A 12,148-nucleotide genomic window follows, 5' to 3' on the forward strand; every position below is an offset into this window, starting at 1 on the left:
CCCAGCGGTCCGCTCATCGCGCAAAACCGCTCCTGGCTAGCCAGCACTTCTCACGCCTTCGAACTGCGTATCGCAGGATTGGATGTAGCTCGGTATTCCGATACCGAGTCAGCACCGCGAGGACAGCATTCAGCGTTGCATCACCCTTCCTTGTGAACGGCTCCACGTCTTCACCACTAAACCTAAAAGGCGAGAATGGATAGCCTCCCGAACACCCGGAACACTCGGGGAAAAGGCTTTCCCAGCCGACCACTCCAAAGGTGAGCCATCAAGGTTGGGGCTTTGTCTGATTTTCCGTTTGTTCCGTGTATTCCGTGGGCTGCCATCTCCCTTTTTAGGATAAACCTCTCCGCGCAGCCGTTCCGGCAGGAGTGGGATCATCCTGATCCCACACACCTTCGCCTGCCCCATCGTTCCCAAACCAGAGAACCGAGAGCGCCCCCGGCGCATTCTCACCATTCACCCACCGCAGAATCACAGCCCACCCCAGCTCCTACTCACCTTTCGCCAAGAATAGTCTGGTGATGGCGTTCTTTGTGCGGCTATTTTACCGCTGCAATGGAACCCACCGCACCGACCTCCTGTCCGCACTGCTCCTCGGATCAGCAGAAGCCCGCAGTTCCTTCGCAGCAAGGCCTGACTCCCCCCGCTCTCTACATCTGCCCCATGTGCGACGGCGTGAGTTCCGACAAGCCCGGCGCCTGCCCGCAGTGCGGCATGGCCTTGGAGAAAAACCCTCTCGCCCAGCGCAACGAACCCGAATGCTGCGGCGACGGCGGCGATGACGAAGTGCGCGATCTCTGGTGGCGCGTGCGCTGGAGCACCGCCATGACACTTCCCGTCGTCCTGCTCTCCATGGGCATGGACCTCCCCGTCGTTCGTGACATCCCCCACGAAGCCTCTGGTTGGATGCAGTTCGTCTGGGCCACACCCGTCGTTTTCTGGGTGGGCTGGCCCCTGCTCGTACGCTTTGCCCGGTCGCTCGTGACCCTGCGCTTCAACATGTTCACGCTCATCGGCCTCGGCGTCCTCGCCGCATGGTCCTACAGCACCCTGGCGCTCGTGGCACCGCACCTCTTGCCACACTCCGCCACGCATGGCGGCATGGTGCTCTACTTTGAAAGTGCTGCCGTCATCACCGTCCTCGTTCTCCTCGGCCAGCTTCTGGAACTCCGCGCCCGCAAAGCCACCGGCTCTGCCATTCGCGCGCTCATGAACCTCGCGCCCAAGACCGCCCTGCTCGTTCGCGACGGTCACGAAATCGACACCCCCGTCGATGACATCCAGGTCGGCGACATCCTCCGCCTCAAGCCAGGCTCTCGCATTCCCGTCGATGGCATCGTCACCGAAGGCAGTTCCACCGTCGATGAGTCCATGCTCACCGGCGAATCCATGCCGCAGAAGAAAGAAACCGGCTCCGCAGTGACCGGCGGCACTGTCAATGCCACCGGCACCTTTCTCATGCGCGCCGAGCGTGTCGGCGCAAATACCGTCCTGAGTCAAATCGTCGAAATGACCGCCAAAGCCCAGGCCAGCCGCGCTCCCGTGCAGCGCCTCGCGGATCGCGTCTCCGCCTGGTTCGTCCCCGCCGTCGTCGGCATCGCCCTGCTCACCTTCCTCCTCTGGTGGCAGTTCGGTCCCCAGCCCTCCTTTGCCTTCGCCGTCGTCAATGCCGTCGCCGTCCTCATCATCGCCTGCCCCTGCGCCCTCGGCCTCGCCACTCCCATGGCCGTCACCGTCGGGCTAGGTCGCGGCGCCCAGCTTGGCGTCCTCATCAAAAACGCCGAAACCCTCGAGCGCCTCCATGAGATCGACATCCTCATGCTCGACAAGACCGGCACCCTCACTGAGGGCAAGCCCTCCGTCGCCGAAATCTTCCCCCTTCCTGGCCTCTCCGCCCGCGACCTCCTCGCCTGTGCCGCAGCCGTCGAAGCCGTGAGCGAGCACCCCATCGCCACCGCCATCGTCAATGCCGCCAAAGAGCGCAACATCCCCCTCGCCTCCGTCACCGACTTCCAGTCCATCACCGGCAGCGGCGTCCTCGGCAATGTGGGAGACAGTGAAGTCTTCATCGGTCAGGAGGCCTTCCTCAAGAAAAACGGCGTCTTCATCAGCGCTGAATGCCACGCCCAGTCCATGCGCATGCAGGCCGAAGGCTGCACCGTCGTCGTCGTCGTCCTCAACGAAAAGCCCCTCGGCCTCATCGCCATCAAAGACAAAATCAAGGAGTCCGCGCCATCCGCCATCACCGCGCTTCACTCTCTCGGTCTAAAACTCCAGATGATCACTGGCGACTCCCTCGCCACCGCCCAGCGCGTCGCCAAAGACCTCGGCATAGACGAAGTCGCCGCCGAAGTCTCCTCCAAAGAAAAACTCCTCCACGTCTATCAGGCCCGCGGCAAAGACCGCCACGTCGCCTTTGCCGGAGACGGCATCAACGACGCCCCCGCCCTCGCCGCCGCCGATGTTGGCATCGCCATGGGCACCGGCACCGAAGTCGCCATCCAGAGCGCCGCCGTCACCCTCATGAAGGGAGACCTCCGCGCCCTCCATCAAGCCTTCGCCCTCAGCCGCGCCACCATGAAGGTCATCCGCCAGAACCTCATGTTCGCCTTCCTCTACAACGGTCTCGGCATCCCCCTCGCCGCCGGCATTCTCTATCCCTTCACCGGCTGGCTCCTCAACCCCATGATCGCCAGCATCGCCATGTCCCTCAGCAGCGTCTCCGTCATCCTCAACAGCCTCCGCCTCCGCCGCTTCTGACCCCCCAGCCCCCATCAAGAGCCCGGCAGCGGCAGTCAAATAATGCCAGGCATTTAGTTTGCATTTTCCACCCTTCTCTTTCCACTCTTCCGTATCATGAATCCCACCCACGCCACTGATCCTCAAAGCCCTGCGGCGGAGGCCCTCGAAGCCCAGCTTCTCGGCATCAATGCCAAAACCGGCCTCTACCCAGGCGCGCGATCCTGGTCCGGCGGCCGTCTCCGTGTCCTCGGTCGCGGCCCCCTCGAGTCCTACTGCTACCACGTCATGTCACGCACCTGCGGCGGCGAGGTCTTCTTCGACAACGTCGAAAAAGAAGCGCTTCGCCGCATCATCTGGCGCATGGCCGAGTTCAGCGGCATCAAAATCGTCACCTACTGCCTCATGGGAAACCATTTCCACCTCCTCGCGGAAGTCCCTCATCGCCAGTCCTGGTTGCAGCGCTTCGACGGCCCCTCCGGTGAAGACAAACTCTTCGACCACCTCAGCATCCTCTACAGCCGCACCTATCTCGGCCTCCTTCGCGATGAACTCACCGACCTCCGCGCCCGTGGCATGACCACACTCGCCGACCAGCGCATCGAGACGCTCAAAAAACGATTCTGCGATCTCTCCCTTTTCGTCAAAGAAATCAAAGAACGATTCAGCCGCTGGTTCAACAAACGCCGCGGCCGTCGTGGCACCCTATGGATGGATCGCTTCAAAAGCGTGCTCGTCGAAGGCAAAGGCGAAGCTCTCCGCACCATGGCCGCCTACATCGATCTCAACCCCGTCCGTGCAGGCCTGGAAAAAAATCCAAAAGACTACCGCTGGTGCGGTTACGCCGAGGCCCTCAGCGGCAGCCGCAGAGCGCAGCGCGGCTTGTGCAAAGCCCTCGGCAAACCGGTGGATGGCTGGCGCACAGCCGCAGCCGCCGAAGCCTACCAAAACCTTCTGGAAGACACAGGCCGCGACTGCAAAGAGAACCAAATCCACGATCTCAAAGCCGCGCAAAATGAACAAGTCTCAAACCCCGCCTTCAGCGCCGGGTCAGACCACGCCACCCCGGCAGCACGCAGAAAATTGACTCCCGCCGAGATGGTGCGCCACCGCGTGCGTTACTTCACCGATGGTCTTGTGCTCGGCAGCAAGACGTTTGTGGAAGGCATCTTCGAGTCCCAGCGTGAGTTGTTCAGCCCAAAACGCCGGCAGGGGGCCAGGCGCATTCCAGAATCCGCGGAGCCCTTCTATGCTCTTCGCAGGCTTCGTCTAAGACCTCTGGAGTAACTCCACCGTTCTTTCGCCGCGGTGGTTCTCATTTGCCAAGCCGGCCCATCTTTTCTTCCGCCCTCCCATTACAAGGCTTGCCCGTGTCCGCGTTCTCTGAAACATTGACCCTGAATTCTCTTTTCCTCCTGTGAATCCAGATCCGGCCAAGCCAGCACCACCAGCCCCGTCACACGAGGATGAAAAGTTCATGCCCCCGGCAGAATCGGCCACTGGCATGATCACTCTGGGGCCTGAGGACGTCACCATCGCCATCCCCAACATCAAGCAGGAGAAGAGGGACAAAGTCAGCACCGCCCAGGTGGCCATGCATCCCCCTCCCGCGGAGACTCCCACCGGCAATGTCACCCTCGGCCCTGAAGACGCCACCATCGCCATCCCAAATCCCAGCCGCGCTCTCCCTGCCGCCACCATGGGCGCGAGCCAGCCCCACGCGCGCTCGGACACCAGCATGATCACGCTGGGCCCGGAGGATCAAACCATCGCCATTCCCACCGGCAAACCCGCCACGCTGCCAGGTGCCGCCACCCTTCCTAGCCACGGCGGGCTCCCCGCAGCCACTGCCAGCTCCATGGCCTCCATGGGGTCCACCTCCAAGCCGCGCTCCCACATGGAGTCCCTCACCGGCAACGACGGCTGGATCGCAGATCGCTACCGGCTGCTCGACAAACTCGGGGAAGGGGGCTTCGGCGTCGTTTATCGCGCGGAGCAGGTGAAGCCCATTCACCGCATCGTCGCCATCAAGATCGTCAAGGCCGGCGTCACCTCCCAGGACATCCTCGGCCGTTTTGCCATCGAGCAGCGCACGCTTGCCATCATGGAGCATCCAAACATCGCCCGCATCCTCGATGCAGGCGAGACGGACATCGGCGCTCCTTTCTTCGTCATGGAAATGGTCAAAGGCCGTTCCATTACCAGCTACTGCAAGCAAAACAGCCTCGATCTCCGCCAGCGCCTCGCTCTTTTCATTCCCGTCTGCCGCGCCGTCCACCATGCCCATCAAAAGGGCATCATCCATCGCGACATCAAGCCCGGCAACATCATGGTCATGGACGAGGCTGGCAAAGCCGTGCCCAAAGTCATCGACTTCGGCATTGCCAAAGTCCTCGAAGGCGAGGGATCCGGCCACACCATCGCCACCGGCGTCGATCAACTCGTCGGCACCCCCGGCTACATCAGCCCCGAGCAGATCGAAAACGGCAGCTCGCATGTGGACACACGCTCAGACGTCTATGCCCTCGGCGGCGTCTTCTTCGAGCTCATCTGTGGCCGCGCCCTCATCACCCCGGCGGACATCGCGGCAAAGCCCATCCACGTCCTCCTTCGCGATCTCGCGGAAAAGGATCCCCCCAAGCCCTCCACCATCGAGCCCGCCGTTCAGGGAGACCTCGACTGGATCGCTCTCAAAGCTCTCGAACGCGATCCCAATCGCCGCTACGGCAGCGCCGACGATCTCGCGGACGACATCACCCGCTATCTCAGTTTCGAGCCAATCACCGCCCGCCCGCCCAGCAGGCGCTATCTCATCACGAAATTCGTCCGCCGTCATCGTGTCGGGGTCGCCGCCGCCATCGCCATCTCTCTCGCAGTGCTCACCGGTGGCATCACCAGCACCGCCTTGTACTTCGAAGCAGAGCGCAATCGCGCAGAGGCCGAGCTTGGTCGCGAAGACCTCCGCAAATCCTTCAGCCACTCAGACCAGCAGATGGCACGCCAGTTCAGCGAGCGCGGCCAGTACAATGACGCCGTCGCCTACCTCGCCCGTTCGCTTCGCACAGATCCCGCGAACCAGCTCTCCTCCACCTACCTCCTCTCCTTGCTGGCCAATGTTCATCTCATTCGTCCAGACACCGCTCCTCTCAGTTTGCCTGAGGGCGCTGTAGAGGCTGCAAAAGTCGCCGTCAGCCGCGAGACCGGCACCGTCTTGGCTGCTTCTTTCCTCCAGCCCAAGACGAAGCCTGCCGCTTCGGCGGACGAATCTCCGGAGCGCCGTCAGGTCATTTCCACCTGGAACATCAAAACCGGCGAGCGCACCGATCACCCCGTTCCCCCCGGCGTCGAGATCACCTGCCTCGACATCACCCCAGACGGTCAGCAGGCCGTCATCGCGCGCGACGATGGCAACGTCGAACTCTGGACCCTCAACGACGGCAAGCGCCGCACCCTCCAGCCTCGCATGCCCAGCCTCGTCTCATGCATCGCCTTCTCCGGCAACGGCACCAAACTCCTCGCCGGCAGCGAGATCGATGCCGCAGGCATGGGCTCCATCCATCTCTGGGACCTGCGCAAGCCCCAGGACCCTGCCGTCGTCATGAAGCAAAAAGGCGTCGTCGGCGAGATCGCCGTCGACAATGACGGCGTCTTCGCCACCTCCATCTACAGCGGCGACCCCATCGATCCCGAAGGCCCCGATGGCACCGCCACCACCTGGGACCTCCGCCTCGGCCAGGCCGTTGGCGATCCCATCGAGGTGGACAAAGGCCTCCTGCATGTCGCCATCGAGCCCACCCAGGAGCTCGTCGCCCTCGGCACCCAGAAAGGCGAAGTCTTCGTCGGCAGCTTCCGCAACGGCGGCGAAGTCCTCACTCCCATCGCTCACCCCTCCGCCATCACCTCGCTCGCCTTCACCGCAGACAGCCGCTCCATCGTCGTGGGCGATGGCGGTGGCTACGTCCACATCTGGAATCTCAGCGACGGCAAGCTCCGCTTCCCCACCCGCCCTCATGATGGCGAAATCCTCACCGCCATGCCCGCCGTGGACACCAGCCTCATCGCCACCGTCTCACGCCATGGCGATGTCAGCGTCTTCGACATTCAAACCGGCGCCCTCCTCTCCTCCCACATCGACTACGCCGTAAAAGACGCCAAAATCACCCGCGACGGCTCCTTCCTCGCCCTCGCTCCCCTCGGCAGCCCGTTCGTCCAGGTCTGGGACATTCACGAGCGCATGGCCGGCCGTAAATTCGTCGACATCCTCGACAAAAACCTCATCACCCGCATCAAAGGCCCCGACAACTCACCGCAGCAATTGCGCGACTCCGAAGCCGGCGGCGCCAATCGCCAGAAGTCACTCTACGCGGCCGCCGATCCCGACGGCACCGTTTACATCTACGACGCCAAAACCCTCAAGCCCATCGGCAAGCCCATCCTCCACCCGCCCGCAGTCGGCGCTGTCACCATCACGCAGGACGAAAAACTCCTCATCACCTCCGGTCGCGATCGCGCCGTGCGCATCTGGGACATCGCCACCCGTCAAAACATTCAGACCCTGTCCCACAAAATCACCGTCCCCGTCATCGCCCTCAGCCCCGACGACCAGCGCCTCGTCACTGTCAGCGATGACGGCGAGCTCCGCGTCTGGGAAATCCGCACCGGCGAATGCCTCACCCCCGGCATCCGCGACACTCCCCGTGCCAACAGCGATGAACAAGGCATCGTCGTCGCCCGCGTTTCAGACGATGGCCGCAGCGTTCTCTTCCGCGTCTCCGGCCACGGCTTCTTCAGTGCCGACATGCCCCCTCAGAACGTCTCCCTTCCCGAGTGGTTCCTCCGGCTCGCCGAAGGACTCGCCCGCAGGCACCTCACCGCCGAGGGCAACATCAAGGACGTCTCGCTTGAGGACTACGAAAGCGCCGTCGCCTCCATTCCCAAAAAGCCCGCCAAAGGCGAAGAGACCGCCCTCAGCTGGGCCACCTGGCTCCTCGCCCCACCATCGACCCGGCCGATCTCCCCGCTTCAAAAGCTGCCCTTTGAAGACTACCTCAAGTCCCTCAAAGACAACGGCTCCCCCGCCGCCGCCCGCGAGCTCCTCCGCTACCGCCCCAAAGACAAAGACGCCGCCGACCGCTCCAAGCTCCTCGTCCCCTCCCTGCCCAAATAAGCACCCCAGTTTTGCCGCAACTGGCCCGGGAACCGATCATGCGCTCATGAGTCTCCCGAAAGACCGCCAGTGAAGTGGTCCGCACTCTCCGAGTGCGGTTTCCGGCACTCATCCCAAGCGCATTTGAAACCACGTCCCCACGCCGGGGCGCGTGCCGCACGGCTGGCAGGCCCCGCCGTCCCGGGTCCACAACGCCGCGGATTAATAAAGTAATAATGCCAGGCATTTTGTAGCGAAGTTCTCGCAAGTCATTGGACCCCATCATCTTAAACGAATTTTCCTCCCCCCAAGTCAGCGCGCGTCCCCACCTTCCTCGAAACTTCACACCTCGCCCGCTAACACCCTCCGCCCCTCCGACCAATTTCCAATTTTCAGTTCCCAGTTCTCAGTCCCCCACCCCTCTCCCACACCCCAGCGCCTCCCATCCCCCACGCCACCCCAGGAGAGGGAGCATCCTGCTCCTCAACCCTCCGCCACACCTACCACCCCATACCTCCCCCAGCCTCCGGCAAACCATCGCCAACAACAGCAAACCATCGCCAACAACAGCAAACCATCGCCAACCACCGCAAACTACCCCTCCACCTTTCATAATTCATCCTTCATAATTTCCTCTCACCCCGCCACCACCGCCGCCCGCGCATTCTCCTCCGCCCCCGTCTTCTCCAGGTAGTAGTCATAGTCCCCTGAGTACGCCTGCACCTTCCCCTCCGTGATGTGCAGCACCTTCGTCGCCAGCGACCGGATGAAGTGCACATCATGGCTGATGAACACCAGCGTCCCCTCAAACTTCTGCAGCGCCAGGATCAGCCCCTCGATCGCCCAGATGTCCAGATGCGTCGTCGGCTCGTCCATCAGCAGCAGGTTCGGCGGATCCACCAGGAATTTCACCAAATTGACGCGGCTCTTCTCACCCCCGCTCAGCACCCGGCACTTCTTGTGCACATCCTCACGCTTGAAAAGAAAGCTCCCCAGGATGCTTCGCGCCTCATCCTCCCGCAGCTCCGGCGCCACACGCTTCAGCTCCTCCAGCACACTGCAGTCCGGGTCCAAAGTATCCGCGCGATGCTGCGAAAAATACCCCAGCTTCACATTCGTCCCCAGCCTCCGCTCACCCTTCTGAAACGGCACCTCACCCGCCAGAATCTTGATCAGCGTACTCTTCCCCGCCCCGTTCGGCCCCACCAGCACCGTCCGCTCCCCACGCTCCACCTCCAGGTCCAGGCCCTTGTACACCTGCTTCGTTCCGTATGCCTGATGGATGTCCGTCAGCGCGATTAAGCGCTGCCCGCTGCGCTGCGGCTGCGGGAAGTTAAAGCGGAAGCCCTTGCGCAGCGGCCGCGGCTTCTCCAGCTTGTCCATCTTCGCCAGCTGCTTCTCACGGCTCTGCGCCTGCGACGCCTTTGATGCCACCGACCTGAACCGGTCAATGAAGTCCTGAATCTGCTCGATCTCCTTCTGCTGATTCTTGTACGCCTGCATCGCCCGCTCGTAATTCTCCTCCCGCTGCTTCAGGTAGTCACTGTAGTTCCCCTGATAAGAGATCAGCTTGCTCTCCTCGATCTCATACACCTGCTGCACCAGCTCATCCATGAAGTCACGGTCATGCGAGATGATCAGCAGCGCCCCCGGATAATTTTTCAGGTAATTCCTGAACCACATCAGCGAAAGCAGGTCCAGGTGATTCGTCGGCTCATCCAGCAGCAGCAGATCCGGCTCCATCACCAGCAGCCGCGTCATATGCGCACGCATCACCCAGCCACCGCTGAACTCCTTCGCCCGTCGGCCAAAATCCTCCTCCTTATAGCCCAATCCCTTCAGGATCCTCTTCGCCTTCGCCTCCGTCTGCGGATCCTGCAGCGCATCATGCTTCGCATGCGCCTCGAAATATTCCGGACTCGAAACATCTCCCGCCGCCTCAAACGCGCTCAGCGCCTTCTCCAGCGCCTCAATTTCCCCCGCCTTCCCCGTCGCCACTTCCAGCACCGTCTCATCCCCCACCGGCTCACTCTCCTGCGGCAGGAAGCCCACTGTCGTCCACTCATCCCGGATCACCTCACCGCTGTCCGGCGTGTCCTCCTTCAAAATCAGCGAAAACAGCGTGGACTTCCCCGCCCCATTCGGCCCCACCAGCGCCACGCGCTCTCCATAGTTGATGGTCATCGACGCAGCGCTGAAAAGCGTGCGCGCATTAAAAGTCTTCGTGACGTCGCGAATGGTAAGCATGGAGAAAAAAGGGGGGCAGATCAGCTACGTCACCCAGCGCCACTTGCAAGGCCAAGCATGCCTCTGCGACGGAGCCGTAGCACAGGCGTCCCGCATGGGGCGACCCTCCGCGCAGGTAGGGCGGTTGGTCCCCCAACCGCCGCCGCGCGTCCCCCGGCGAGTTCCCGCCCACACCCCCGCCAAACATCCCACGTTCACAGCATCCGGCCTCCCCTCCAGTCCTTTCCGTCCCTTTTGTCCTTTCTGTCCTTCTTAGCAGGAAGCTGTCCCTTCATTCGCCTCCACACACAAATCACCAAGCCCGCCCTCTTTCAGACCTTCCGTCTGTTCCGTGTATTCCGTAGGCCACCCCCGCCTTTTTGTCTGGGCAAACCCCTCACTCCAGTTTATACGCCCTTCCATGTCCCCCAGCACCCCGCGACTGTTGCCTGGCCAACACCCGCGCCTTCCGGTCCCTCAGCCGCGTTCCACAGATAGGCTCGCCATCGTCTCCCTCGTCTTCAGCATTCTCGGCCTCCTCGCATTCGGCATTCCAGCCCTCATCGGCATCATCACCGGCCACATCAGCCGCTCGCGCATTCGCAAGCAACCCGGCCGGCTCGTCGGCTCCGGCCTTGCCCTCACAGGAGTGATCCTTGGCTACGCCGCCCTCGTCTTCTGGGCTCTCGTCCTCGGCTGCCTGGCGCTCATCTCCACCATCCAAAGAGCGTCCGAAAACATCGCCAAACAGAGCGCCACCCTGCGGCACGAAGACCTCGTCCAGAAAACCCAGGAAAACGCCCGCGCCCGCCACGCCTTCAAAACCCGCCTCCTGCGCAAAGAGCGCGAAGACGTTCCCGCCGACCCGCCCGCTCCGGCCACCGGCATGAAGCTCGTCAGCTACCCCGGCCCCCTCGGCGACATGGCCGCCTATGTCTCCACCGACCCCGCCGACGGCAAAAAGCACCCCGCCATCATCTGGCTCATCGGCGGCTTCAGCAACAGCATCTCCGCCGACGTCCTCCCAAAAGGAGACGATCCCGAAAACGACCAGTCCGCCAGCGCCTTTCGCGAAGCCGGCCTCCTCATGCTCTATCCCTCCCTCCGCGGAGGCAATCAGAACCCCGGCTTCAAAGAAGGCCTCCTTGGCGAGGTGGACGACGTCCTCGCCGCCCTCGCCTGGCTCAAGCAGCAGCCCTACATCGATCCCGCCCGCATCTACCTCGGCGGCCACAGCACCGGTGGCACCCTCGCCCTCCTCGTCGCCGGCTCCACCACCGATCTCCGCGCCGTCATCTCCTTCGGCCCCGCCCACAGCACCGCCGCCTACGGCCAGGACGTCCTCCCCTTCGATGTCGAAAACGAAGCCGAAGCCATCCCCCGCGCCCCCATCCTCTGCCTCGATGCCATCAACGCCCCCACCTTCGTCATCGAAGGCGTCAAAGGCAACATAGAGTCCCTCCGCCGCATGCGCCGCAGCCACTCCAGCCGTTTCATTCAATATTTCGAAATCCCCGCTGCCGACCACTTCCAAGTCCTCCGCCCCCTCTCCGAACTCCTCGCCAAATCCCTCCTCCAAGACACCGGCCCCACGCCCAACATCGTCATCAACCACGCCATGCTCAAAGCCGCCATGGAAGCGCCTGAAAAGTAACAGCCCTCACTGGGTCCTTCAGCAAGACGCCGCCACCGAATGCGTCAAGCCTTCGGGTTCTCTCGTGCATAAATCCGAAAACCCTCGTCACGTGTTTTGCGCCACATGATGCGTCCGCACTTCGGGCACTCGTAAAAAAGCGTCGTCATCTGCGCCATCGCCCGTCCCCCGGCATCGGAAGCCTTGCGCTCCTCACTTTCTTCTGGGGCGTTGAAGCCGTCGGCATACGCTCGCTCATGCTGAATGTAGTCCTCCATGTCTTTGTCGCGAATCGCAACCCAGCCCTCGTCCGGTATACCCGAGAGGTCGTGAACAAAACCACATGGGCAGGCAAGTTTTGGCATGGCGCGTGGATCGACTCAACCTTTCGCATCACATGA

The 12,148-nt window shown here is 62.5% G+C and carries 6 protein-coding genes; 4 read left to right on the forward strand and 2 right to left on the reverse strand.

The window, feature by feature from the left end; genetic code table 11:
• Positions 1–558: 558 nt before the first annotated feature.
• From ACILSR_RS18350 to ACILSR_RS18360, 3 genes are all read left to right on the forward strand, one after another.
• Positions 559–2,763, forward strand: coding sequence for a copper-transporting P-type ATPase (locus ACILSR_RS18350; protein ID WP_395751251.1), 2,205 nt, complete (start codon positions 559–561; stop codon positions 2,761–2,763).
• 96 nt (positions 2,764–2,859) lie between these two features.
• Positions 2,860–4,029 (forward strand): transposase, encoded by a 1,170-nt coding sequence (locus ACILSR_RS18355; protein ID WP_395751252.1) that lies wholly within the window; start codon positions 2,860–2,862, stop codon positions 4,027–4,029.
• 190 nt (positions 4,030–4,219) lie between these two features.
• Positions 4,220–7,909 (forward strand): protein kinase domain-containing protein, encoded by a 3,690-nt coding sequence (locus ACILSR_RS18360; RefSeq protein ID WP_395751253.1) that lies wholly within the window; start codon positions 4,220–4,222, stop codon positions 7,907–7,909.
• Positions 7,910–8,524: 615 nt separating this feature from the next.
• Here ACILSR_RS18360 and ACILSR_RS18365 read toward each other — a convergent pair.
• The gene (locus tag ACILSR_RS18365) at positions 8,525–10,135 is read right to left on the reverse strand and encodes an ABC-F family ATP-binding cassette domain-containing protein (RefSeq protein ID WP_395751254.1); all 1,611 of its coding nucleotides are present in this window, start codon (positions 10,133–10,135) and stop codon (positions 8,525–8,527) included.
• Positions 10,136–10,535: 400 nt separating this feature from the next.
• Here ACILSR_RS18365 and ACILSR_RS18370 point away from each other — a divergent pair, with 400 nt between their 5' ends.
• Complete coding sequence (locus ACILSR_RS18370; protein ID WP_395751255.1) at positions 10,536–11,768, forward strand: DUF4190 domain-containing protein; 1,233 nt, start codon at positions 10,536–10,538, stop codon at positions 11,766–11,768.
• Between the two features lie 44 nt (positions 11,769–11,812).
• On the opposite strand, the gene ACILSR_RS18375 is transcribed toward ACILSR_RS18370, so the two are convergent.
• Positions 11,813–12,112 (reverse strand): hypothetical protein, encoded by a 300-nt coding sequence (locus ACILSR_RS18375; RefSeq protein ID WP_395751256.1) that lies wholly within the window; start codon positions 12,110–12,112, stop codon positions 11,813–11,815.
• Positions 12,113–12,148 lie beyond the last annotated feature (36 nt).

Origin of the sequence: Prosthecobacter sp., assembly GCF_044222565.1 — a bacterium.
In the GTDB taxonomy this organism is placed as follows: Bacteria; Verrucomicrobiota; Verrucomicrobiia; order Verrucomicrobiales; family Verrucomicrobiaceae; genus Prosthecobacter.